General features: G+C 62.3%; 18 protein-coding genes, 3 pseudogenes and 1 riboswitch. Of the genes and pseudogenes, 7 read left to right on the top strand and 14 right to left on the bottom strand.

The genetic code is table 11. The features are described from left to right. Nucleotides 1-48 precede the first annotated feature (48 nt). Nucleotides 49-642 (top strand): annotated as a pseudogene (locus AC6IW9_RS07850) (IS3 family transposase); the annotation flags it as partial. Between the two features lie 354 nt (nucleotides 643-996). After that, nucleotides 997-3057, top strand: a complete 2061-nt coding sequence (locus tag AC6IW9_RS07845; protein WP_497771065.1) for an acyltransferase family protein — start codon at nucleotides 997-999, stop codon at nucleotides 3055-3057. Between the two features lie 220 nt (nucleotides 3058-3277). On the opposite strand, the gene AC6IW9_RS07840 is transcribed toward AC6IW9_RS07845, so the two are convergent. From AC6IW9_RS07840 to AC6IW9_RS07820, 5 genes and pseudogenes are all read right to left on the bottom strand, one after another. Continuing rightward, nucleotides 3278-3517 (bottom strand): hypothetical protein, encoded by a 240-nt coding sequence (locus tag AC6IW9_RS07840; RefSeq protein WP_497772602.1) that lies wholly within the window; start codon nucleotides 3515-3517, stop codon nucleotides 3278-3280. Then, a pseudogene (locus tag AC6IW9_RS07835) lies at nucleotides 3462-4115 on the bottom strand (IS701 family transposase); the annotation flags it as partial. The pseudogene AC6IW9_RS07835 and the gene AC6IW9_RS07840, both read right to left, overlap by 56 nt. 219 nt (nucleotides 4116-4334) lie before the next feature. After that, nucleotides 4335-5150, bottom strand: a complete 816-nt coding sequence (locus AC6IW9_RS07830; RefSeq protein WP_497771061.1) for a transglutaminase-like domain-containing protein — start codon at nucleotides 5148-5150, stop codon at nucleotides 4335-4337. Between the two features lie 118 nt (nucleotides 5151-5268). Then, the gene (locus AC6IW9_RS07825; protein WP_497772466.1) at nucleotides 5269-5721 is read right to left on the bottom strand and encodes a transglutaminase-like domain-containing protein; all 453 of its coding nucleotides are present in this window, start codon (nucleotides 5719-5721) and stop codon (nucleotides 5269-5271) included. Between the two features lie 276 nt (nucleotides 5722-5997). Beyond that, nucleotides 5998-6177, bottom strand: a pseudogene (locus AC6IW9_RS07820) (transglutaminase N-terminal domain-containing protein); the annotation flags it as partial. Nucleotides 6178-6272: 95 nt separating this feature from the next. On the opposite strand from AC6IW9_RS07820, the gene AC6IW9_RS07815 reads away from it, so the two are divergent. From AC6IW9_RS07815 to AC6IW9_RS07805, 3 genes are all read left to right on the top strand, one after another. Beyond that, nucleotides 6273-7073: an N-formylglutamate amidohydrolase gene (locus tag AC6IW9_RS07815; protein ID WP_497771058.1), complete on the top strand. Its 801-nt coding sequence runs from the start codon at nucleotides 6273-6275 to the stop codon at nucleotides 7071-7073. 228 nt (nucleotides 7074-7301) lie between these two features. After that, a complete protein-coding gene (locus AC6IW9_RS07810; RefSeq protein WP_497771055.1) occupies nucleotides 7302-7760 on the top strand; it encodes a PRC-barrel domain-containing protein in 459 nt (152 codons plus the stop codon). Between the two features lie 231 nt (nucleotides 7761-7991). Then, the gene (locus AC6IW9_RS07805; protein ID WP_497771052.1) at nucleotides 7992-8783 is read left to right on the top strand and encodes a hypothetical protein; all 792 of its coding nucleotides are present in this window, start codon (nucleotides 7992-7994) and stop codon (nucleotides 8781-8783) included. A gap of 217 nt (nucleotides 8784-9000) precedes the next feature. Here AC6IW9_RS07805 and AC6IW9_RS07800 read toward each other — a convergent pair whose 3' ends face one another. Beyond that, nucleotides 9001-10464, bottom strand: a complete 1464-nt coding sequence (locus AC6IW9_RS07800) for an MltF family protein (protein ID WP_497771049.1) — start codon at nucleotides 10462-10464, stop codon at nucleotides 9001-9003. A 524-nt stretch (nucleotides 10465-10988) separates the two neighbouring features. On the opposite strand from AC6IW9_RS07800, the gene AC6IW9_RS07795 reads away from it, so the two are divergent. Both AC6IW9_RS07795 and AC6IW9_RS07790 read left to right on the top strand, forming a co-directional pair. Beyond that, entirely contained in the window at nucleotides 10989-12704 is a 1716-nt protein-coding gene (locus AC6IW9_RS07795) for an ABC transporter ATP-binding protein/permease (protein WP_497771046.1), read from the top strand. Between the two features lie 1020 nt (nucleotides 12705-13724). Next, nucleotides 13725-13910, top strand: coding sequence for a FecR domain-containing protein (locus AC6IW9_RS07790; protein ID WP_497772465.1), 186 nt, complete (start codon nucleotides 13725-13727; stop codon nucleotides 13908-13910). A gap of 96 nt (nucleotides 13911-14006) precedes the next feature. On the opposite strand, the gene AC6IW9_RS07785 is transcribed toward AC6IW9_RS07790, so the two are convergent. From AC6IW9_RS07785 to aceA, 8 genes are all read right to left on the bottom strand, one after another. Continuing rightward, nucleotides 14007-15425 (bottom strand): DUF6513 domain-containing protein, encoded by a 1419-nt coding sequence (locus AC6IW9_RS07785; protein ID WP_497771043.1) that lies wholly within the window; start codon nucleotides 15423-15425, stop codon nucleotides 14007-14009. A gap of 7 nt (nucleotides 15426-15432) precedes the next feature. Further along, entirely contained in the window at nucleotides 15433-16215 is a 783-nt protein-coding gene (locus tag AC6IW9_RS07780) for an acyl-CoA thioesterase (RefSeq protein WP_497771040.1), read from the bottom strand. Further along, a complete protein-coding gene (metE, locus tag AC6IW9_RS07775; protein WP_497771037.1) occupies nucleotides 16215-18575 on the bottom strand; it encodes a 5-methyltetrahydropteroyltriglutamate--homocysteine S-methyltransferase in 2361 nt (786 codons plus the stop codon). Before metE ends, AC6IW9_RS07780 begins: the two co-directional genes overlap by 1 nt. A 113-nt stretch (nucleotides 18576-18688) precedes the next feature. Next, nucleotides 18689-18900, bottom strand: a riboswitch (cobalamin riboswitch). 84 nt (nucleotides 18901-18984) lie between these two features. Beyond that, on the bottom strand, nucleotides 18985-19395 hold the full coding sequence (locus AC6IW9_RS07770) for a GlcG/HbpS family heme-binding protein (RefSeq protein ID WP_497771034.1): 411 nt from the start codon (nucleotides 19393-19395) through the stop codon (nucleotides 18985-18987). Nucleotides 19396-19424: 29 nt separating this feature from the next. Continuing rightward, on the bottom strand, nucleotides 19425-20597 hold the full coding sequence (gene prpC / locus AC6IW9_RS07765; protein WP_497771031.1) for a bifunctional 2-methylcitrate synthase/citrate synthase: 1173 nt from the start codon (nucleotides 20595-20597) through the stop codon (nucleotides 19425-19427). Nucleotides 20598-20607: 10 nt separating this feature from the next. Continuing rightward, nucleotides 20608-22167, bottom strand: coding sequence for an MmgE/PrpD family protein (locus tag AC6IW9_RS07760; protein ID WP_497771028.1), 1560 nt, complete (start codon nucleotides 22165-22167; stop codon nucleotides 20608-20610). Then, a complete protein-coding gene (locus tag AC6IW9_RS07755; RefSeq protein ID WP_497771025.1) occupies nucleotides 22164-22487 on the bottom strand; it encodes a hypothetical protein in 324 nt (107 codons plus the stop codon). Before AC6IW9_RS07755 ends, AC6IW9_RS07760 begins: the two co-directional genes overlap by 4 nt. Before the next feature lies 1 nt (nucleotide 22488). Next, complete coding sequence (gene aceA, locus AC6IW9_RS07750) at nucleotides 22489-23787, bottom strand: isocitrate lyase (RefSeq protein WP_497771022.1); 1299 nt, start codon at nucleotides 23785-23787, stop codon at nucleotides 22489-22491. Between the last annotated feature and the right edge of the window lie 102 nt (nucleotides 23788-23889).

Here is a 23889-nt window from a genome sequence, read left to right as displayed (position 1 = left end):
CAAGCTATTCTTCCATTCCAGCGGCAATGGGACGACAACGGCGCTTACGTCGAAGCGAAGCCGAATGCGCGATGGTCTCTCGACTTCGTGCACGACCAGCTCGCCAGCGGCCGACGGTTCCGGATCCTGAACATCGTCGACGACGTGACGCGCGAATGCCTGGCGGCGATCCCGGACACGTCGATCTCCGGCAAGCGGGTGGCTCGTGAGCTGTCGGCGCTGATCGCGAGACGCGGAAAGCCCGGCATGATCGTTTCCGACAATGGGACGGAGTTCACCTCGAACGCCGTCCTCTCCTGGTCGGAGGAGAACAAGGTCGAATGGCATTTCATCATGCCGGGCAAGCCGATGCAGAACGGCTTCAGCGAGAGCTTCAACGGCCGCATGCGGGACGAGCTGCTCAACGAGACGCTGTTCTTCGGGCTCGACCACGCGAGAGAGAAAGTTCGCTCTTGGGCGCACGATTATAACCACCGGCGACCGCATTCTTCCCTCGGCTATGCGACGCCGGCGGACTATGCGGCCGCGCTCACCGCAACAGGCGATCGGCTGCGCAACCCCGACCAGCGCCGCCGATCGCCTGTTGCTCACCCCACGCCCGCGGGCGTATCAACCGCCGGGACTCAACTCGCCGCTGGATGAAACTTCGGGGGCAGGTCAGCGGACGTGAAGTCCCACGCTCATCGGAAATATCCACTGTGATGGCAATATGGAGTTCACCTCAGAGCGGGAATTTGAAAATTGTCGCTCGGGGATCGCTCCGGGAAGACCACGAGTTGTCGCGAACCGGATGTACGGGCATGTTCGGGTGAAGTCTGCCGGTTGCGAACCCGGCGATTGTTCCATGCCAATCGCATCAGAATAGGCCGAACATTCAGTTTGGTCCCGCGTGTAGCGCGTTGCTGTCTCAAAATTTCCGCATCGGGCCGCTCTAGTCGAATGACTCTTTTTCCGGTGCAAGAAGCATTGTGCCCCATTGTACGCGGATAGCCAATTATGAGAAATTTGATCACGGTTTTATTTTCGCAGATTCGAAATGCTTATGAAAGGCCGAATGTGAGCGTTCGAGACAGACAATATATTCGTCGTGACATTCAAGGGTTACGGGCAATAGGGGCGCTGCTGATCGTCGCTTTTCATATCTGGTTCGGCGGTGTGTCGGGCGGCGTCGACGTGTTTTTCGTCGTTTCCGGATATTTGATGGCCTCCAGCTTTCTCAGGCGAAATCGGCGTATCGACGTACTCTTGAGCTATCAAGGCTTTCTTACGCGAGTAGCGCCGCAAGCGGTCTTGACCCTTGCGTGCATTCTCCTAATCTGGCCCTTCTTCGTAAATCCTTTCAAATGGAATTATATGTTCAGCGACATTGCCGCAGGCGCTGCATATCTTGAGAACCTTCATCTGATCTTGCGCGGGGACGACTATTTCACCCGTGACGGAATCGTGAGCTTCGTGCAGCATTTCTGGGCGATGTCGGCGATCGGCCAAGTCTATTTCATTTGGCCGCTCATTGCCGCGGCAGCGACGTTCATCGCGCGGAAGTCGAAATATTCGTCGACCGTCACATTGACTTGTCTGCTTGGAATCCTCGTCGCCTCGTCGTTCGTCTGGGGTCTTCGGCTGACGCAGACAAATCCGAAAAGCGCGTATTTCGACGTGTTCAGCAGGTTCTGGGAATTCGGTGTCGGCGCGCTCATCGGCCAAGCGCCGCAATGTCGCGATCTCTTCCAGCGAAATCACGCGGCCATGCTTTCCTGGCTGGGGGTGGCGTTGCTCCTGAGTTGCGGATTTCTCATAGGCTCCAAGGGCCAATTTCCCGGCTATGCTGCGCTCTGGCCGGTTGCCGCCGCCGCGCTCATACTGCTCGCCAGCCGTGAAGACGATCGCCGCAACGCCGGCTGGATGTTGGCGGCAGCGCCGCTGACGCTGCTCGGCGGCATATCCTTGGGCATCTACCTCTGGCACTGGCCTTTGTTCGTTCTGATGATCGAAACGGCTCGCGGCGCAACCCTGTCGTTCGCCCAAGGGCTCGGCGTCGTCGTGGCCACAGTGGTTGTCGCCGTGGCGACGAAGACATTCGTCGACCGCTTGGCCTCTGGCGTTGGAAGCTTCATCAAAGCTCCCTATGGAGCTTTCGCCGTGGTTCTCGGTTTGCTTTCCGTTGGCGTCGCCGCCAAAATGGCGCAGCGCGCAGTAGAAAAGCACGGCGTCACTATAGAGGCCCGATTGGGCATCGATTCGAAAGGGTATCGTCCTGGTCCGCTCGCTATTATTTTCGACCTTCCCGAACCGGTGCTGACCGAATGCAATCAAGTGAACAATTCGGAAGAAGCGGTCACTTGCGCCTTCGGCGACGAGGCCGCTTCGACGACCATTGTCCTGGTAGGCAATTCTCGCGCGGGTCATTGGTTGCCCGCATTGCAGGCGACTGCGGGAGTCAAGGGATGGCGAGTGGTCAACATGACCAAATCCGCTTGCCCGTTTTCCGACCCTGCCGACTTGGGCGAGCTGTTCGATGCAAAGTGCAAGAATTGGACTAGGGCGGCATTGCAGAAGATCGTAAAGATGCGCCCGGATCTCGTGGTGACGCTCGGGACTTCGTTTGGCCTCGGGGATCGTCTGACCGAGCGGATGCCGGATGGCTATGTCTCCTGGTTCGAGAAGCTTACGGCAGAAGGCATTCCGGTGGTGGCGATCAGGAACACGCCGACGATGCCGGGCAATGTTCCCGGTTGCGTGTTCTCCCGCGAACCGAACCGTCTGGACAGCTGCGGAGCTAACCGCGCGCATGTGTTGGATGATGCCGCTTTCGCGGAAATAAGGAGGAACGCCCCGACCGGCGTCTCGATGCTCGATATGACAGATGCATTCTGCGACGATCGTCATTGCTGGGCGACGCGCGACAATATAGTCGTCTATAATGATGATCGGCACATATCTGCGACCTATATGAAAACGATCGGTCCAATGTTGGCGGGGCGGCTCGACAAAGCGCTTTCAGAGCTCAGAGAAGATATGGAAAGAAAGGCGACTATGGTTCGTGTTTCGGGCGAGTAGGACCATATTCTGCATTTGGACCTTCTGAAGGCTGACGGCGGTTGCATATCTCAATGCGTCAGAAGGAGCTATACCGAATTTTAGGGTGCGAGCAATCGTTCTGCCGAAGCCTCGTGACAAAGGCCGCCTTGGGCGGTTGAGCGATCCAACGGGCCGTAACGCGAGTGAAGCCTGAGCAGGACTCGAAAGAGCTGATTCGGGGGCCAACCCATCCCTATCATTACAGTTTCTTTTTGAGATGGGCCCACCTTGCTTCGGCTTGATGTGCTCGTCGCCAGAGCGACCATGCGATGACGAACTCGGGACGAATTCGTTTTCGTGCGAGACGCGTGGCGATGCGTCGAATCTCCTGCATCGACCAACGGATCAGTTCGCCGTCGATGGAGCCCGCGCAGCTTTTGTCGTCATTGCGCGCCGGATCTTTTTTGGGGTGGCGCGGCCGATGCATTCGCGTGAACACGTATCGTCGCCGTCATGGCGAAAGCCAGCATGACGAGCGAGACATGACGTCGCCATCCATGCTAGGCGCGCGTTTCGTTGTGATCGAGACCGAGCTCGCTCTTGGCGATTTCGAAACTGTCCTCGATCGCCCAACGATGGTCTTCGATTTTCGTGAGCCGCTCGATCGTCGTTCCAATCGGCGCCCATGTCGTGAAGAAGGCGAGATCGCCGTCGACGATCTTGCGACGGATCAGCAGTCCGCGTGTCCAGACCTGGCCGTCGAGCGCCTCGTCATATTCGCCGCCGGCGAGATCGGCGAGTTCGAAATAAGCCCAATCATGCAGCTGCCTTGCCTTGTTTCAGAAAGCCGGTCTCGTCGATGACGAGAACCGCATCGTCGTCGGCCAAGAATGGTTGACGCCAGGGCCCCCCGCATCCAGCCGGTCTTGCGCCGCTCTTCGCCGAGCAGGCCGTCGAGGAAAGCTTCTGCCGATCGCGCCACGCGTTCTTGCGTGAACAGCGGTTGCATTCGACGTTTCACGTCACGCAGCGACGACGCCCACAACTCCAGCGTCGTCTCGATCGAAGCTCCCGATATCCCATGATCCCCGAACCGAACATGGTGGCTCAGTAAGTCAGAAATCGTCAGAATACGCAATTGTAATGCTAATCGATGCCAGTGGAATTTTCAGGGGCAGATCAACACGCGCCACATTACCGCGGCGGTTGTCACTGAGCCGAGCCCTCGGTTATTCGATCGGCTCATCGAAGCTCCTGATTACGCGGTTGCGTCAGGAGAGCAATGCAAGGTTCGCGATCTCGGCCCTCTGAAACTTTCAGCCGACAGTCATGACCTCCTCGGTGATCACCTTGAAACTCGCGAGCGTGCATGGACCGAACGAGGTCACGATCGCGACGTCGGTGGCGTCGCGTCCGCGCGCCATCAGGATGCGACCGATGCGCGGCTCGTTGTGCCGGGCGTCGAACGTGTACCAGCGCCCGCCGAGGTAGACTTCGAACCAGCCGCTGAAATCCATCGGCGCGACGTCGGGCGGCACGCCGATGTCGCCGAGATAGCCGGTGCAATAGCGCGCAGGAATGTTCATGCAGCGGCACAGCGTGATGGCGAGGTGAGCAAAATCGCGGCATACGCCGCGTCGCTCGATATGGGCGTCCCATGCTGTCTTGGTCGGACTCGCATACTGATATCCGAATGTGATGCGATCGTGGACATAGTCGCAGATCGCCTTCACCAGCGGCCAGCCCTTTGCAACCTGCGCGAAAAGAGACCATGCCGTATCCGACAGACGATCGGTCTCGCAGTAGCGGCTGCCGAGCAGATAGATCAGCGCCTCCACAGGCAGCTCTTCCAACGGATGCTGCACCGCCTGAGGCGCGATTGCGTCGGGCTCGCCGTCGTCCTGCGCCAGGAAGTCCGCGGACATGGTCAACCGGCCCGCTGGCGCGCGGATCACATGACAGAAATTCCCGAAACTATCGTGATAAGTGTTGACTGGGATGGGCGGGTCGAGCCGCATGCGATCCGGCGTCAGCAGATCGGCGAAGCGCGACGGATGGACGCTCAGCGTCAAGATCATGGGCGTCGGCTGCGGGCAGTCATAGGAGATTTCGTAGCCGGCGCGAATCTTCATGGGCAACCTCGCTTGCCTGCACAATTCCTATATTGGCCGGCAGGCTTCGAGCGCAAGAAGACCAAATTGCTCGGCCGCCGCCAATATGGCGCCGCCGTAATCGTCGCGGACCGGGGCATCATCGCCCCACGCCGGAGCGAGCGATACGCCGGGCGCCGGCATCCGCGGCCGCGCTGACCTTGACCGCGACCTTCATGGCGAGATGGTCCGAGGCGGTCCCGATCCAGGTGCCTTGCAGCGGGATCGCTTCGCGCGGGTCGTGCACGACCGCGACGCGCACGAGGTTCTGATTTCCGACCATGCCGCTCGACGGATCGAGGTCGACCCAGCCCGGGCCGGCGACATAGACCTGGACCCAGGCATGGGTGTTGCCGCCAGCAACACAATCGTCGTCTTCATCGCCGAGATGCAGATATCCGGACACAAACCGCGTGGCGAATCCGAGCGATCGCAGCGCCGAGATCATGAGCACGGCAAGGTCGCGACAGCTCCCGCTGGCGAGTTCCAGCGTCCGCGCCGGATCCTGAACGCCCTTCTCATGCCGCGCAACGTGCCTGAAGGTCTTCTTCATGGTCTGCGTCATGTCGACGAGAAGCTGGTGAGTTTCGGCCGATCCGTCCTCTCGGAGGAACCTGGCCGCCCAATGATCGACCTCGGGGCGCCGGAACAGCGGGGCCAGGAAACACGCGAGATCGGCCCGTTTTTCCTCGGCGTAGACGAACGGATGGGTCCGGGCGTAGCTCTCGATATCGGCGGCGTGGAAGCCGACCGGCGCATGGTCGAGACGAATGGCGCTTTCGAACCGAAGCTCCGAAGCCCGTTCCGCGAAACGGGCGGTCGCGACATGATTGCCGAAAATATCCCGCGTCCAGGAGATTTGGCTCGGCGCCGGCGTGATTTCGAGCTCGGATTTGATTACTCTCTGATCGTCGTCGTCGCGGGGACGCAGCATCATCCGGTGCTCGCCGAAGGCGACCGGTTGCCTGTAGAGGTACGACGTGACGTGTCTGACGGTGAGAATCGGCATTGCGGTCCCACGATGACGGCAGTCCCAAGCAATTTCCGTACCGTCAACGGCGAGCTGACGCTCGAGGTCGCCGCTGTTTACAAGCGTGAGCGCCGATGAATGAGGCCCAGCATAGCTTGTTGGCGGCCGATGAACCAGCAGCGGTCACCCTGCGCAATGAAAACGGGTCGTCGCCGTTTCTGATCGTCGTCGATCACGCGGGCAATCTGACGCCGCGCGCGCTCGACGGGCTCGGCATTCCGGAGGCCGAGCGCCAGCGCCACATCGCTTGGGATATCGGGATCGCCGAGGTTTCTCGCGTCTTGGCGGACGTGCTCGACGCCACGCTCATCCAGCAGAACTATTCGCGGCTGGTCATCGACTGCAACCGCGCCCCGGGTTCGGAGACCTCGATCCCCGAAATCGGCGAACTGACCCCGATACCTGGAAACATCGGCCTGAGCGAAGGCCAGAAGGCCGCGCGCCTGCGCCAGATTTTCCGGCCCTACCATGATCGGATCGAAGCCGAACTCGACCGCAGGCGACGACTGGGCCGATCGGCGGCGTTGATCGCAATGCACAGCTTCACGCCGGTTTTCATGGGCGTGGCGCGGCCCTGGCGAGTCGGCGTCCTCTACAATCGCGATCCGCGTTTCGCCCATATCCTCCTGGCCCTGCTGAGGCGCCGAGAAGGGCTCGTCGTCGGCGACAATGAGCCCTACAGCGTGAGCGATGCATCGGATTACACGATCCCTGTGCATGGCGAGCGCCGTGGCCTGCCTCATGTCGAGCTGGAGATCCGCCAGGACCTGATCACGGACGGCGCCGGTCAGCAAGCGTGGGGAGAACTGCTCGCGCGCCTTCTGCCGCAGGCCTATCGGACGCTGGAGGCCGCCGAGGCGTTCGGGCCCAAATGACGCAAATGGGCGTCGCATCACGACATCGTCAATTCGGCATCGAGCTCCATCACGACTCGAGAGACGCGGCTCTCGGACGCGACAGCCTCCGAGAGCGTAGGGCTGGGTAGTTTCCGAAGCTACTTTCCGAGATTGCCGCGCAGTATCGTCACCCTTAGTGGGAAATGCGTTCCAGTATTTCCCGTGCCGTGCCTGGCGATTTGCCAGCGATCTGAAGGAAACGACCAAATGAAAAACAATCTCATCACAGCTGCTGCTCTCGGGTTGCTGATCACGACGGGCGCCGCGACGGCGCAGCAGCTTCCCGCCGCTCAGCCGAATGCGGCGCCGACCCCCGCACTCCCGGCCGAATTCCTGACGACCGCGCCGGCGGGCAGTCTGTCCATCACCAATTGGTACAAGCAGAGCGTCTATGACACGACGAACACCAAGATCGGCGATATCGCCGATGTGCTGGTGTCGCCGACCGACGGGAAAATCACCGCCCTGATCATCGGAGTCGGCGGCTTCCTCGGCATTGGGGAAAAGGACGTCGCTGTCGCGTTCAATGAAGTCAGTTGGACTGTGAGAGACAATAAGAACTATCCGACAATTCACACGACGAAGGAAGCGCTGCGCGTCGCGCGAGGCCTCAAATACGATTCGAAGACGTCGACTTGGATACTGGGCGCCGTCTCGATCAAGTGATGCGCGGATCGGACTCGATTGCGACATGGATTTCCCAACCGAGGAGATTTCCGATGAATTGAGATCAGATTCGAGGAAATTGGAAGCGGCTCGAGGACAAAGTCGTCTCGACTTTATCACACAATAGGTTCTGGCGAGCCCGGGAGAGAGGCCATGGTCGACATATCGAGTCCCGAACTTCATTCCGGAACCGAAGACGCTCGAGTCTCTCCCGTTTCATGGGCTGCAATCGTGGCGGGCAGCGTTGCTTCCGCAGCCTTGACGTTGTTGCTGCTGGCGTTCGGCGCGGGTATCGGTCTGTCGGCCGTCTCGCCCTGGTCGAATTCAGGGATTTCCTCCGCGACATTCGATATCGGCGCCGGCGTATACCTCGTCATTGTCTCAGTGCTGGCTTCCAGCATCGGCGGCTATCTCGCGGGACGCTTGCGCACCAGATGGGTCGGCGTTCACACTCATGAAGTCTATTTTCGTGACACGGCGCACGGCTTTCTCGCCTGGGCGTTCGCCACGGTCCTCGGCGTGGCGGTTCTCACTTCCGCGGCGACGAGCTTCATCGGCGGCGCGGCGGCCGGCTTCATCAAAGCGAACGGATCCATGGCGGGCCAATCGGCTGGGCCCGCGGCCGGCTTCGTGGACTTGCTGTTGCGCGCAAGTCCCGCTGCGACGCGAAGCGACGCGGGCGACACTGCCGCCGTGCGTGGCGAACTCGATCGCCTTTTCACTTCCCGTCTCGGCTCCGGTAACGATTTTTCTCCGGCAGACCGAAGCTATTTGGCGCAGGTCGTCGAGGCGAGCGCGGAATTGAACCAGACGGATGCCGAACAGCGTGTGTCCGATGTGATCGTGCAAGCCGAGAGCGCCGTCGACAGAGCGCGCAAGACCGGCGCGCGATTTGCCCTCTGGTTGACCGCATCCCTGTTGTTCGGCGCTTTCTCCGCGAGTCTCGCAGCGACGGAGGGAGGAGGTCTCCGCGACGGAACCTGGAGCTACCAAAAAATCATGCACAGTCTATCGTCACGCTGATATGAGCTGATATGAAAGGAAGCGTCATGGGTCGTTCGATTCTTCTCTGGTTGCTGGGCGTGCCGATCCCGATCATTATCCTGCTCGCTCTCTTGCAACACCGCTAGAGAAGTAGGGTTCACGGATGATCTCGCAAAATCGCGGAAGACGCAGCACGAAAGTCGTGAGCGGCGACGTCGTTCCGTCCCTGAGGGCGCCGCGACACGGCGACACATCATCATCGTTTCTCGGCGCCCGTATCCTCACGAGCTCTCCTGCTCGCTTCGAGGCGCTCGACGGCGAGCTGGTAGGAGATGTAATATTTGTAGATGTTGCCGACATATTGGACGGGTGTGAGCCCCGCGACTTTGGCTGCGCCCAGCTCGACATTGCCGAACCAGACGTTCGGATCGAGCCCCGCCTGCCGTGCGGCGGCGCGGAACCTGCGCAGTTTGCCGGGGCCGGCATTGTAGGCGGCGAAACTCATCAACGTCCGGTTCATCGGATCGATCGCAGGATCCGAAACATAAGTATCGGCGAGATAGCGGAGATAGGCGCATCCGGCGTGAACATTGCGATCGGGATCGCGGTCGACGCCGGTGATCCCGATCGGTTTGCCCGCCGCGGTCGAGGGCTTGATCTGCATGAGGCCGACCGCTCCCGCCGCGCCGCGACGCGACTGGTCGAGCCGAGATTCCTGGTAGGCCTGGGCGGCGATCATCAGATAATCGAAATTGTACCGCGCGCCGTAACGGCGGAAGAGGTCGATGACGGCGACGAACTTTCTGGCCTCGCTCTCGTCGAGGGCGTTCTTCACAATCCGCTTGTCCACAAAATAGCGCCGCCGGATCGTGGCGCCGAAGCTGGTGGCGGCGCGATGCTCGTCGATGAATGCGTCGAGCTCGGACTTCAGCTCCGGGCTGTTCTTGCGAATCGCCCAGGCGATGTCCCCACCTTCGCTGACGACGAGATCGCCGCGCGGAATCGCATTGGGAAATATCCGGGACCATATCGCGGCCTTGTGATCGTCGACGACGATATAAGGAAGCAGGCCGGCGTTCACCATCTCGATCAGGTCTTCGTCCTCCAGGTTCTCGTCGATCGGCATGATGGCGATCGGTTTCGAGCCCTTGGCGATGAAGGCGTCGCTCAGCCTGGCGAGATGGCTCGCATAGCTGCTGGAACGGCGCACGCGAATCTCGCGCCCGCTGAGGCTCTCGATCGAGTCGAGTTCGGGAGAGGCGGGGCCGGTGACGATGATCTCCTTGACGTCCTTCAGCCATGGATCGACGAAGTCGACGACGGCCAGACGCTCCGGCGTGATCGTCAAATTGGCTGCGACGACGTCGCCTCTGCCCTCGTTCAAAGCTTGCAACAGGCGTTCGCGGGCGGAGGGAAGAAATGTGACATGGAAGCGGGGCGTCTTGAATTTGTACCGCCTATTGATCCAGTCCTCGAGCGCGCGGCCGAACTCCGCGGCGACGCCCATCTGACGGCCGCGATCCACGAAAAAGAGCGTTTTGCTGTAGGGGACGAGAATGCGGAGCGTCTTTCGCTTCAGCATGGCGGAAAAATCGCCACTCCAATCGCGCGCTCTCGGAAGCGCCAAACGCTGGCCGGTCAGGTTCTGCGCCAGCGCGGGCGAAATCGCTCCGATCGCGAGAGCAATGAGACCGAGAAGAATGGCGATTCGGGCGCGCACCGGCCCTGCTCCGGCGACAAGCCGAAGATTGGCGCGCTCTTCAAAGGCTATGCTCGACACTCTACATCTCGCAATGGATTGGACCATCGGCGAACCCGGGCTGTTCGCCGCCGGCTTGTCGACCCGCCGCGACTCTTCGACTGCGCGCGCTTCCGGCTCCTTCATTCGCCCTGCGGCCAGCGCGTCGATATGAAATATCACAGCTCTGTCGAGCAAGAAACCGATACAGATCGATTGAAGTCTTCGCCAGCGCATCGTCTGTTTCACAGTCACCGAGGGCTGAGGCTCGGGCGTCGCGCATCCGCGAGGAAGCGCGGGGAGAAGCCCGGCGGCGAACCGCGGCGCCCAGCGAGCGGTGAACTCCTCGACAGGTCGGTCCCGGCTCGTCGATAATCCCAATTCGAGCTTTAATAACGAACATAGTCGAAGTCCTTATCCCAACCGAGGTCGATCCGCTGCTCCTGCGCCACTTCGTAAATCTGTCCTTCGGTTTCTGGACCGGCCCGACGCGCCGCAAGGCGACCTTGTTCGCGCTGGGGCTCTTCGGCTGCCTGCTCCTGAACCTCGCCCCCGCCATCGCGGTGAACCGATGGAACAAGTACTTCTTCGACGCACTGCAGAACAAAGACCAGCGCCTGATCCTTTTCAGCATCGGCCTCATGCTGGCGCTGGCGCTCGTCTCTGCATTGACGAGCGTCGCCCTGCTGCAGGCGCGCATGCGCTTCCAGTTGCGCTGGCGCGAATGGCTGACGCGGACGCTCGTGCGGCGCTGGATGGAGCGCCGCCGCTTTTATCAGCTCAGCGTCCTTCGGCTCGTCGATAATCCGGAAGCGCGCATCGCCGAGGACGGCCGGATCGCCATCGAACTCTTCGTCGACTTCGCGACAGGCGTCACGAACGCCCTGCTCACAGCGGTCTCCTTCGTCGGCGTGCTGTGGTTCATCGGCGGCTCGCTGACCTTCGGGGGCATGACGATCCCGGGTTATCTCGTGATCGCGGTCGTGATCTATTCCGCCTCCACCTCCTTCGGCATGCTGCTTTTGGGCCGTCCGCTCATCGCGCGCGTCGAGGCGAAGGCGGTCGCGGAGGCGGACTTTCGCTTCGAACTCTCGCACACGCGCGAGAACGCCGAAACGATCGCGCTCATCGGCGGCGACGACGACGAGCGGGAGAGGCATTATGCGAGATTCGATCAGGTCGCGATGCGCTGGGTCGCGGTGATCGGACGGCAGGCGCGCATGCTCTTCCTCTCGAGCGGCAACAATGTGCTGGCGCCGGTCATCCCGCTCATGCTCGGCGCGCCGAAATATCTCGCCGGCGACATGTCGCTCGGCGATCTCATGCAGGCGGCGGCGGCCTTCATACAGGTGCAATTGGCGCTCAACTGGCTGGCCGACAATTCGCTGCGCCTCGCGGACTGGTTCGCCTCGGCCCGGCGCGTCGCCGCGCTCGACCTCGTCTTCGACAACCTCGACGAGCTCGCCATCGGAGCCGAGGACAAGATGATCGATCTCGCCTTCAGCAACGATGGCGCATTGCATCTTTGCGGGCTCTCGATCGCGCAGCATGACGGCGCGCTGATGCTCGCGGACACCGATGCGGTGATCGGACGCGGTGAGAAGGTTCTCGTGCAGGGAGATTCCGGCGCGGGCAAGAGCACGCTGATCCGCGCCATGGCCGGTTTGTGGCCTTGGGGCAGCGGCCGTATTCTACGTCCGAGGGATGCGCGCATCGCTTTCATGCCGCAGCAGCCATACATGCCGCGGGGGGCGCTGCGCGATGCTCTCGACTATCCCCGCGACAGCGCGCCGCCCGACCCCGCGCATACCGAGAAGATCCTCGCCGCCTGTGGCTTGGCTCACCTCGTTCCGCGCCTGGACGAGGAGCAGAACTGGTCCGATGTGCTATCCGGCGGAGAACAGCAACAGCTCGGCTTTGCACGCGTGCTGCTGAAGCGGCCCGACATCATCATCATGGACGAGCCCACCTCGGCCCTCGACGACCTCAGCCGGACGCGGATGATGGAGCTCCTCCGCGAAGAGGCGCCGGGCTCGACAATCATCCATGCGGCGCGCCGCAACATGGACGAGGGTTTCTACGACCGCGAGATTCGCCTCGAGGCGAGAGCCGCATCGCGGGTCCGACGAGCAGATGATGTTCGACCGGCGTCGTCATCTGATTCTCTGCCGAACTCACGCGAGGCGCCGAGCCGCCTGGACCCTATGATTGCCGGGTCCTGAGAGTGGCCGTCATCCCGATATGCTACGGTGCGATCGGGTGAAGACCAATCGTCGCGACTCCGCTGTGCGCGCCCGTCGTCATCGAGCCTGAGAGTTGACGCCCGTCTGGGTTCTCGACCGGCGCTCACGCAGCAATGCGCGCCTTGATCCGGTTGCCCGGCGTCGACTGGTAAACTCAGTTCGAATGAGTTCAATGGCGGCCCGGCTTCGATGCGCGCGCGGCGCCGCTTGCCTCTGATCGAACTCGTATCTGCCTCGTCCGCAAGAGTCGGGCGGAGGACGCGAAGGAGACGACATGCGATGGCCCATGCAGGTGTCGAACAACGGCGATCGCGAAACGCTCCGAAAGAAACCATCGTAACACGATCAGAAAGTCCGCCGTTTGCTTCGATGCTCCCAGATCGATTGAAGCGCGGATGCCCTGTTCGCACTTGCTGTTCTTACGCGAGACGAAAAAGCCGCTGTTCGAATCCGCGAGAAGATGTCGAATGAATCTGGAGGGTTATGTGAGGTCCGCGACGCAATTTTTCGGCTCGCGGGAAGCGGACCTCATATAAGCCGGATTAAACGAAGGCGCGGGTCGTTAGCCGCTATGGGGAAAGCGCGTCTCATCGCCTTGTAGCGCAAAGCGGCGTGTTGGGCGCGGGCGCTTGTGGCGGGAGACGAGAACTCGACGGGTCTGTTCAAAGTGATCGAACAAGTCGGCGTTGGTGGCCTTCTGCGGCCTTAGAGGAGACGTGTGATTTTTGGGGCGTTGCCGAAATCTTCCGTGCGCGCCTATGCCGCCTCGAAACGCCGACCGAAGCGCCGCCGTCGTTTGTATTCGGCGGCGATCGTCGGAGCGTTGACCGCGGCGACCGTGGCCATCTTTGCAGGAGATCTTTGGATTTGGTGGAGCGCAAATGTCCGGACGTGGACAGGCGAACTCAGAACAGTCGCCCTGCCAGATGGTCCGCGCGCCCATTTGAACGCGGATTCCGCTTTGAAATTCGATTACTCGGGTGACAAGCGGCGACTCGTATTGCTCGCAGCGAAGCTTGGTTCAAAGTCGAGAAAGACGCGAGCCGACCGTTCGTCGTCGAAACCGCTGGAGGTGAGATCAAGGCGCTCGGCACGGCGTTCGACGTTTCGATAAACAAAAAGCGCACGGAAGTGTCGCCAACAGGCGGCGAAGTGAAGCCGCGTCGGACCATTCTGCGCTCATGAATTTATCCGAACAAATCAAATTTGTATTTTCTCAATTCCTGGACCTGCTTTCGTTCGACGTTTCTTCTCCATGACCTCCGCATGGACGTTTGCCTGTCACTCCGCTTTTGGGGACGCTCGCTTCTGGAGAGTCCGGCCCGCCTCCTCGAACGCCAGAAGATGAGCCTCCTCCGCCGCAGTTCCGGTCTTGGAGACGACGCCGAAAGACAACGATTCGTCCTGTGCGTAGCGCTTACCGAGGCGAAAAGCGATTTCCGCTCGCGCTGTTTCCACGCCGAGATAAAAGGCGTGACCGACATCTCCTCGTGTGTCGATCCTCGGAAATAACTCGAAAGGATCATCGGAGACGTGGTGGCCATCACGGCTGTAGATATGGATTCCATCCTCGGCCACTTCGATGCGGTAATTCTGGTCGCGCACCTGTGCGGCAAGCGTCGCGATATCCTGAGGCGTCGTGGCATAGGGCTTACGGTCGCGGAGCGCCATCAGCCCGTCGCCGAAACCTTGCGGCAGCGCTCTCGCCTCGCGAGCCGCGTAGTATTCGCGTCGAGCCCGATCGAACTCACGGATCGCCGTTCGACAATGCGGGCTCACCTGCACGGCGAGCACCGCTGTGATGTGAAGCTCGGAGACGAGGCCCATCAACAACGCGTTCACGCCGGTCGTATCCGCGTCCGTGAGCTCCGTGACATTGCCGATTCCCATGAGAATGGACGCGTCGGGCCGTCTGCGGCGCAGTTCGACGTATCGAGCGATCGATTCGGCGAAGCCGTAATGGATCGGATCGAGGATCGGATCGGCGTAATAGGGCCTGCCTCTCGCAATCATCAGATCGATTGCGCGGTCGAGCGACGCCATGTCGGCCGATCCCGCGGAGACGAGGATCGGGACGGCCGGGCCTTCGTCGACGACTCCGATCGTTTTCTCGCTGAGGCTCAGAAGATAGTCGGCGCCGGCGCGCGTGGCGCGCGCCAGCTCTTCTGCATTGAACGAGTCGACGCTGACACGGGCGCCGTCGCTATGCAGCGCCTCGATCGCCTGCTCGAGATGCGGAAAGGGGCTATCCGGCAGGCAGCCGAGGTCGATGACGTCCGCGCCTTCGGCGCGCAGCGCGCGTGCACGCTCGACGATCTGCGCTGGCGTCATCAGCGTCGCGTCGACGATCTCGGCGAAGATGAGAACGTCATGGCGCGACAGGTCTACGGCTTTTCCAGCCTTGCCGAAGAACTCCGGCAGGTCGGCAAGCTCGTCCGGCCCGCGCTCGAAGCGCGTGCCGAAAAAGTCCGACAGACGTTCGAGATCGCCGCGAAACCGTCCGGGCATGATCACCCGATCGGTTCCCTCCGGCAACGTCAGACGGCGCTGGACGATTTCCGTCGTCATCAGCGCCGCGACCTTCACGCCGATATTGGAGACGACGAACTCGGAGCCGCTCTCGTCGACGAGTTCCTCGGCGACCCGCTTCAAGCGCGGCTCGGCCAGCGAGCCGGTGACGAGAACGACGCGCTCGGCCATTGTTCTCTCATCCGCCCGACGGCTCGCAGATCACGATGGGCCGATGATCCGGCCCCACGGCGACCATCACGAAGGCGCCGCCGCCCGCGTGCCGTCGCTCGCCAGACAGCAGGTTCTCGGCCCAGAGCTCCACCTCCACTGTCATCGAACTTCGACCCGTGCGGACAATGCGTGACGAGAGCTCCAAAACCTCGCCCTTGTGGACCTGGCTCTTGAAATCCACGCGCGGCGAGGCCGCCAGGACGACCGCCGCGCGACTTCGCCGAGTCGCGGCGACGAAGGCCGCCTTCGCCATGGCGGCGAGCGCATGTCCGCCGAACAGGCTGCCGTAATGGCTGGTCTGTTCGGGGAACACCAGCTCGACCATGCGGAGCTCGTGTCGATCGAAAAAGGCCTCCTGCGGCTGGAGCGGCGGCAGAACGCCGCCGCTTTTTTCCAGCCCTCCGACGGCGACCATGTGGAAGACGCTGCTTCCGCAGCGCCTCCGCTCGCCGGAAAGCGGCGCTTCGGCGACGAGATCGACCTCGACGCCGAGCGAGCGGCGCCCGACGCGGACGATCCGGCCCGTCAGCTCGACGAGATCGCCGAGATGAGCGGGCGCCACGAAATCAACACGCTCACAGGAGGCGGTGACGAAGTCGACGCGCCCGTGGCGGGAGGCCGTGATGAAGGCGACCTTGTCCATATGCGCGAGACCGACGCCGCCGAACAATGTTCCATGGTGGTTCGTGTCCTGCGGAAAGACGATGTCGACCAGGGTCGTGATCGGCGGCGCTGCTCGCTCACTCATCATCCCCCTCCCTGCCGCACAGCGGCGAGGCTGCGCAGCCGTTGCGCGGCGGCGACCATATTGACGAGCGCGGGCTCGACCTCCTCCCATCTGCGGGTCTTCAGGCCGCAGTCGGGATTGACCCAGATCTGATCGATCGAGAGCCATTCCTTGGCCTTGGCGAGAAGGTCCGCCATTTCTTCCACGGACGGAACACGGGGCGAATGAATGTCGTAGACACCCGGACCGATCTCATTAGGATAGTTGTAGCTGACGAAAGCGTCGAGCAGCTCCATCTTCGAGCGCGAGGTCTCGATCGAGATCACATCGGCGTCGAGCGCGCCGATCGAATCGATGATGTCGTTGAACTCCGAATAGCACATATGGGTGTGGATCTGCGTCTCGTCGGCGACGCCGGACGCCGCGATGCGGAAAGATTCGACCGCCCATTCGAGATAGGCCTGCCAATCTGTGCGCCGCAAGGGCAGACCTTCGCGCAGCGCCGGCTCGTCGATCTGAATGATGCGTACGCCGGCCTTCTCGAGGTCGACGACCTCGTCGCGTAGCGCCAGCGCGATCTGCCGGCAGACGAGCGATCGCTCCACGTCGTCGCGCACGAAGGACCATTGCAGCATCGTCACCGGCCCCGTGAGCATGCCCTTCACCGGCCGCTTCGTCAGAGATTGGGCGTAGGCCGTCCATTCGACCGTCATCGGCTCGGGCCGCGATACGTCGCCATAGATGATCGGCGGCCGCACGCAACGTGAGCCGTAGCTCTGCACCCATGCATTCTTGGTGAAAGCATAGCCTGCGAGCTGTTCGCCGAAATACTGGACCATGTCGTTGCGCTCGAATTCGCCATGCACCAGCACGTCGACGCCGATTCTTTCCTGCCAGCGTACGGCGTCCTCGATCTTCTCTCGCAGAAAAGCGTGATAATGCGCATAGCTCAGCGCGCCTTTGAGATAGGCGGCGCGCGCCTTGCGCACCTCCTCCGTCTGCGGAAAGGAGCCGATCGTCGTGGTCGGGAATGATGGAAGGCGCAAGCGGTCTTTCTGAAGACCACGCCTCTCTGCGAACGGGAGGCCGCGACGCGACATTTCCGGCGTCAGCGACGCGACGCGCCCAGCGACGGCGCGATCATGAATCTTGTCGGACGACCTGCGCGCCCTTGCGGCGGCCCCGGAGGCCTCGAGCGCGTCTGCGACCGCCTCGCGCCCGTCTCGGAGCGCACGGCCGATCGTCGCGAGCTCCAACACTTTTTGCGCAGCGAAAGCGAGCCAGCTCTTCAGTTCAGGATCGAGCGTATCCTCGAGCGCGAGATCGACCGGAACATGCAGGAGCGAGCACGAGGGCGCGACTTCGACACGCTCCGCGCCGCGAGACGCGACCGCGGATTCGAGCCGATCGACGATCGTAGGCAGGTTCGCGCGCCATACATTCCGGCCGTCGACGACGCCGAGCGACAAGACGAGATCGCCGGGCGCCTTCGCCGAGACGGCGTCGAGCTGGCCGGGCGCGCGAACGAGATCGAGATGCAGGCCGGCTATCGGCAGCGCGACGGCGGTTTCGAGATTGTCGCCGAGGCCGCCGAAATAGCTCGTCAGCATGATCTTCAGCGAAGGAATTTCGCGCGCGAAGATCGAATAGGCGCGGAGCAGCGTTTTGCGCACCTTCTCGTCGAGGTCGAGGACGAGACAGGGCTCGTCGAGCTGGACCCACTCCGCGCCCTTTTCCGTGAGACGCTTCAGCGTTTCGACATAGACGGGAAGGAGGCCGTCGATCAGATCGATCGGCTCGAAGGACGCGTCCTTGCTCTTGCCGAGCAGGAGATAAGTAACGGGTCCGAGAAGGACGGGCCGCGTGCGATAGCCGAGCGCGAGCGCTTCCGAAAACTCATTCATCGGCTTTTGCGACGACAGATCGAATACCTGCCCGCGCGTGAACTCGGGAACCATGTAATGGTAATTGGTGTCGAACCATTTGGTCATCTCGAGCGCCGGCGCGCCGTGCCCCTGATGATGAGCATGTCTACAGGGAGCGGCGCCGGACGATCCACGCGCCATGGCAAAATAGACGTCGAGCGGAACCTCGCCGCCGCGCCATCCGTAGATCTCCGGCACGGCGCCGACCATGGCGCTCACATCGAGCACATGATCGTAGAGAGAGAAATCATTCGAAGGGACGACGGTCGCCCCGAGCATCGCTTGACGCGCCCAATTGGCGGCGCGCAGCTCCGAAGCTGTCTTCGCGAGCGCCTCGGCGTCGGACTTGCCCGCCCAAAAACTCTCGAGCGCGAACTTCAGTTCGCGGCGCGGACCGATGCGCGGCGCGCCGAGCGTCGCGACGGCGATGGCGGAAGATGTTCTTTCATTCGACATTTCGGCAGACCCCATTCGCATTGGGGGCAAAAGGCCGAGCGGTCGCGAGCGGAAAACCCCGTCGGAGAACGTCTCCGACGGCCGCGAGCGATCCACCGGGGCGCCCCGCCCGAGGATTTCATGACGTCGCGGCAGGTCTCCTGGCTCGCGGGTCGTCGTTCCTGTCCGGCCTTCCCGGAGCCTTGCGGCTCCAGTGACACGAGATGGACGCGGAACTCGCCGCTCACAGTTGCGGGGGCAGCTCCGGATTCGCCCGAAGGCTCACCGAATTCCCTCTTGGCTCCGACCAGGAATTGGCCGGAGAACCACGACGAAAAGCATTCTTTCGATTTGGCGGGCGCTTGTCAATCATGATATAAAGATATCTGAATATCATTATATCAGCGCCGACGTTTCGTGCCCGGCACGATCACGCGCCTTGCTCGACGGCGTCGGCTCCAGCCTGGGCGACGATCCCGTCCTGGAACGATTGAACCCCGGAAACGCCGATCGCGCCGACGATATCGCCGCGAAAGACGAGCGGAACCCCGCCTTCGACCGGCGTGAGGCCCGGGAGATTCAGCGTCGCGACACGGCCGGAGGCGATGACCTCTTCGAGAGCTTTCGTGGGCCGCTTGAACAGGGTTGCCGTTCTCGCCTTGTGTATCGCGATCTCGCTCGATGCCGCCTGCGTTCCGTCGAGCCGCTGCAAGAAGACGAGATGCCCGCCGTCGTCTACGATCGCGACGGCCACGCTCCATCCGTTCCGCGAGGCCTCCGCTTCGGCCGCCTCGGCGATTCGCTTCGCGTCCTGAAAAACGAGCGAGTACTTGGTCTTCATCGTCGGTCCTCTCGAAAAATCGGCCCGGGTCACGCCGCCCAGGAAGGCGACGAGCGCAGGCCACGGTCCTTGATCGGCGTGAAGCGGCGCCTCTGCGGCCCGACGTAATTGGCGGACGGCCGGATGATCTTGTTGTCGACGCGCTGCTCGACGATATGCGCGCACCAGCCCGACGTCCGGGCCATCACGAACAGCGGCGTGAACATCGCCGTCGGCACGCCCATGGCGTGATAGGACACGGCGCTGAACCAATCGACATTGGCGAACATGCGCTTGCTCTCGGCCATCACCGCCTCGATGCGCTCGGCGATCTCGAACATCTTCATGGACGCTCCGTCCGCGGAGAGCCGCTGCGCCACGTCCTTCATCACCTTGTTGCGCGGATCGACGGTCGTGTAGACGGGATGGCCGAAACCGATGATCACTTCCTTCGCCTCGACGCGCCGGCGTATGTCGGCCTCCGCCTCGTCGGCGCTCGCATAGCGCTTCTGAATTTCGAAAGCGGCTTCATTCGCGCCGCCGTGCTTGGGCCCGCGCAGAGCGCCGACGGCGCCTGTCACCGCGGAGTACAAGTCCGCGCCGGTGCCGGCGATCGAGCGCGCGGTGAAGGTCGAGGCGTTGAACTCGTGCTCGGCATAGACGACGAGCGTCGTATGCATCGCCCGCACATGCGCCTCCGCAGGAGGCCGGCCGTGCAGAAGGTGCAGGAAATGCGCGCCGATCGAATCATCATCGGTCTCGATGTCGATCCGACGGCCATTGTGCGCATAGTGATGCCAGTAGAGCAGCATCGAACCGAGCGAAGCGAGCAGGCGGTCGGCGATGTCGCGCGCGCCGGAGTGATTGTGGTCGGCCGCCTCCGGCAACACGCAGCCGAGCGCCGACACGCCGCTGCGCAGCACGTCCATCGGATGGGCGGCGGCCGGCAGAGCCTCGAGAGACTGCCGAACGGCGAGCGGCAGGCCGCGCAGGGATTTGAGTTTCGCCTTGTAAGCCGAGAGTTCGGACTCTGTTGGCAGAGTCTCGTGAACGAGCAGATGGGCGATTTCTTCGAACTCGCAGGCTTCCGCCATCTCCAATATGTCGTAGCCCCGATAATGGAGAGAGTCGCCTCCGCGCCCGACTGTGCAGAGCGCGGTGTTTCCGGCGACGACGCCGGAGAGAGCGACAGATTTTTTCGGAGCCGGCTTCGTTTCGATCATTTTCGCCTCCTCAGGCTATGCATGCGAGTGTTTCATGCGGGGGCGCCACCGCGGTCTCTTCACGCCAGTCGAAGACGCCTCTCGCTTTCGCGCCGGCGAGACGGCCGGGAGGCGTCGAGAGCGACAGGCCCGCCAATCCGTCCGGGTTCAGCTTTTCCAATCGTTCCACGGTCGCGAGAAAGCGATCCTGCTCGGCAGGCTCGACGACGCCCTCGGCGAGGCGACGAAACTTCGCGATATAATCTCGCCGCTCGAACGGCCGTGCGCCGAGAGGATGCGCGTCCGCGACGGCGATCTCCTCCTCTATGACGCGCCCGTTCCGGAGGGTGACGACCACGCGACCGCCGAACGCTTTCTCGCGTGGATCACGGCTGTGATAGCGCCGCGTCCATTCCCGATCCTCCACCGTGCGGATATTCCTCCAAAGAGAGACCGTGTCGGGACGCGCTGCGCGCGACGGCGCATAGGAGCGCTCGTGATGCCATCCGCGATCCTGCAACGCGACCGCGAAGATGTACATGATCGAATGGTCGAGCGTCTCGCGGCTCGCATGCGGATCCATCTTCTGCGGATCGCGCGCGCCGCTGCCGATCACATTGTGCGTATGATGACTCGTATGAATGACGATCTCTTCGATTTCGGAATCGTCTCCGATCTTCGGCCCGAGGCGGCGCGCCAGATCGATCAGCGCCTGGCTCTGATATTCGGCCGAATGTTCTTTCGTATAGGTCTCCAGAATGGCTCGCCGCGGCTCACCCGCCTCCGGCAGTGAGACTTCATATTCAGCCTCGGGTCCCCCGAGCAGCCAGGCGATGAAGCCGTCTTCTCCTTCATAGGCGGGCGACGGCGCGCCCTCTCCGCGCAGCGCGCGGTCGATCGCCTCGACGGCCATCTTTCCCGCAAACGCCGGCGCATAGGCCTTCCAGCTCGAAATATCGCCTTTGCGGGACTGCCGCGTCGTGGTGCAGACATGCAAGGCCTGCTGCACGGCCTGATAGATGATCTCAGTCTCGAGCCCCAGCATGGCGCCGATCCCCGCCGCCGCTGCTGGACCGAGATGGGCGACGTGATCGATTCTGTGCTCGTGCAGGCAGAGGCCCTTGACCAGGGCCACCTGTATCTCATAGGCGCAGGCGACACCGCGGACGAAATCGGCTCCGCTGCGGTCGCAGTGTTGCGCGACCGCGAGAATCGGGGGGATATTGTCCGCCGGATGGGAATAATCCGCCGCGAGAAACGTGTCGTGGAAATCGAGTTCCCGCACGGCGACCCCATTGGCCCAAGCGGCCCATTCGGGAGAGACGCGGAAATGCGGCGAGAGGCCGAATACCGTGGCGCCGAGACGATAGGGGTGCGCCGCCGCCTGCGCCCGTGCATTGACGACGGGGCGGCGGCGCAAGGACGCGGCCGCCACGGCGGCGTTGTCGATGATGCGATTGCCGATCATCTCGACGACGTTGTCGTCGATGGGAGCCGGATCGGCGGCGACGGCGGCGATCTTCCAGGCAAGCTGTTCCGATCGCGGCAAATTCGCCGCCGAAGCGCAGCTCCTCACCCTATGAGGCTTCACGGCGCCGCTCCCTCGCTGCTTTCGGTGGTTCCGCTCTCCGTTTGCTTTGTCGGGGCCGGCGCGGTTCGCTGGCGGATCAGGGGGACCATCTGGTCCCCCCAATTGCCCGCGCCGTCGTGCCAGCGCGAGCCACGAACGAGCTCGATGCTGATTCCCGCCTTCACGGCGCGCGTGACGAGCTCGTTCAATTGATGAACCGCCTCGGCCACACGGCGAATCATCCTCTCCTGATCGGAGCGCTCGGCGCGGCCGGCCACCCGGAATTGGTCGTCGCCGGCCTCCCCGCTCTTGTTGACGTCGTCTTCGCGAAGCGCGCGCATGTCATTCTCCCGCGACCGCTGCCAGTCCCTCGGAGAATTGCGCCGTCTCCGTCGAATGGCTCATGGCCGTCGTCGAGGAGACGCCGCCGCTGATCGCCAAGGCCACCGCATCGAAATAGCCGGTTCCGACCTCGCGCTGATGCCGCGTCGCCGTATAGCCGTCGGCTTCCGCCGCGAATTCCGCCTGCTGCAATGTCGAATAGGCCGCCATGTTGTGGTCGCGGTAGCCGCGCGCCAGCTCGAACATGCCGTAGTTCAGCTGATGGAAGCCCGCGAGCGTGATGAACTGGAATTTGTAGCCCATCGCGCCGAGCTCACGCTGGAACCGCGCGATCGTCGCATCGTCCAGATTCTTCTTCCAGTTGAACGAGGGCGAACAATTATAGGCGAGCATCTTGCCCGGATGCGCCTTGTGCACGCCGTCGGCGAAACGTTTCGCCTGTTCGAGATCGGGTTTCGACGTCTCGCACCAAATGAGGTCCGCATGCGGCGCATAGGCGATCGCACGCGCGATGCAGGATTCGACGCCGTTGCGCACATGGAAGAAACCTTCCGCCGTGCGATCCTTGCCATAATCCACGAAGGGCCGGTCGCGCTCGTCTATGTCCGACGTGAGCAATGTGGCCGCTTCAGCGTCGGTGCGGGCGACGATCAGCATTGCGACGCCCATCACATCCGCCGCGAGGCGCGCGGCGTTCAGATTGCGGATGTGGGCCGAGGTGGGGATGAGCACCTTGCCGCCGAGATGGCCGCATTTCTTCTCGGATGCGAGCTGATCCTCGAAATGCACGCCCGCCACGCCGGCCTCGATATAAGCCTTCATGATCTCGAAGGCGTTGAGCGGCCCGCCGAAGCCCGCTTCCGCATCGGCGACGATCGGCGCGAACCAGCTGTCGACGCTCTTCTTGCCTTCGGCATGCTCGATCTGGTCCGCGCGCTGGAGCGTCCGGTTGATGCGGCGCGCGAGCTCCGGTCCTGAATTAGCCGGATAGAGACTCTGATCGGGATACATCGCGCCGGCGACATTGGCGTCGGCGGCGACCTGCCAGCCGGACAGATAGATCGCCTTCAATCCGGCGCGCACCATCTGCATCGCCTGATTGCCCGAGAGCGAGCCGAGAGCATGAACGAAAGGCTCGGCGTGCAGCAGCTCCCACAACCGCTTCGCGCCGAGGTCGGCGAGCGTGTGCCGCAAGACCACGGATCCGCGCAGACGCCGCACGTCCTCGTGCGAATAGGGACGCTCGATTCCGTCGAAGCGGCCCGGCGGCGCCGACATCATGATCTCGAACATGCTCATTGCGATTTCTCCTTGTTTCCCGGCTTGCGTCAGGCTGCGGATATCGCAATATTGCGAAAGCAGAAGTGATTGAAAATCACTGAAAAAGTGAATTTCTGCGAG

The organism is Methylosinus sp. shoA, from assembly GCF_059718125.1.
Note: the sequence above shows the minus strand (reverse complement) of the source record. Positions and strands in the feature narration are given on the sequence as shown.

Bases quoted from the DNA above. Each gene is read 5' to 3' on its own strand.
- AC6IW9_RS07845 (WP_497771065.1), top strand. From the start codon at position 997: ATGAGAAATTTGATCACGGTTTTATTTTCGCAGATTCGAAATGCTTAT.
- AC6IW9_RS07830 (WP_497771061.1), bottom strand. From the start codon at position 5,150: ATGAAGATTCGCGCCGGCTACGAAATCTCCTATGACTGCCCGCAGCCG.
- AC6IW9_RS07825 (WP_497772466.1), bottom strand. From the start codon at position 5,721: ATGAAGAAGACCTTCAGGCACGTTGCGCGGCATGAGAAGGGCGTTCAG.
- AC6IW9_RS07815 (WP_497771058.1), top strand. From the start codon at position 6,273: ATGAATGAGGCCCAGCATAGCTTGTTGGCGGCCGATGAACCAGCAGCG.
- AC6IW9_RS07810 (WP_497771055.1), top strand. From the start codon at position 7,302: ATGAAAAACAATCTCATCACAGCTGCTGCTCTCGGGTTGCTGATCACG.
- AC6IW9_RS07785 (WP_497771043.1), bottom strand. From the start codon at position 15,425: ATGGCCGAGCGCGTCGTTCTCGTCACCGGCTCGCTGGCCGAGCCGCGC.
- AC6IW9_RS07780 (WP_497771040.1), bottom strand. From the start codon at position 16,215: ATGAGTGAGCGAGCAGCGCCGCCGATCACGACCCTGGTCGACATCGTC.
- metE (WP_497771037.1), bottom strand. From the start codon at position 18,575: ATGTCGAATGAAAGAACATCTTCCGCCATCGCCGTCGCGACGCTCGGC.
- AC6IW9_RS07770 (WP_497771034.1), bottom strand. From the start codon at position 19,395: ATGAAGACCAAGTACTCGCTCGTTTTTCAGGACGCGAAGCGAATCGCC.
- prpC (WP_497771031.1), bottom strand. From the start codon at position 20,597: ATGATCGAAACGAAGCCGGCTCCGAAAAAATCTGTCGCTCTCTCCGGC.
- AC6IW9_RS07755 (WP_497771025.1), bottom strand. From the start codon at position 22,487: ATGCGCGCGCTTCGCGAAGACGACGTCAACAAGAGCGGGGAGGCCGGC.
- aceA (WP_497771022.1), bottom strand. From the start codon at position 23,787: ATGAGCATGTTCGAGATCATGATGTCGGCGCCGCCGGGCCGCTTCGAC.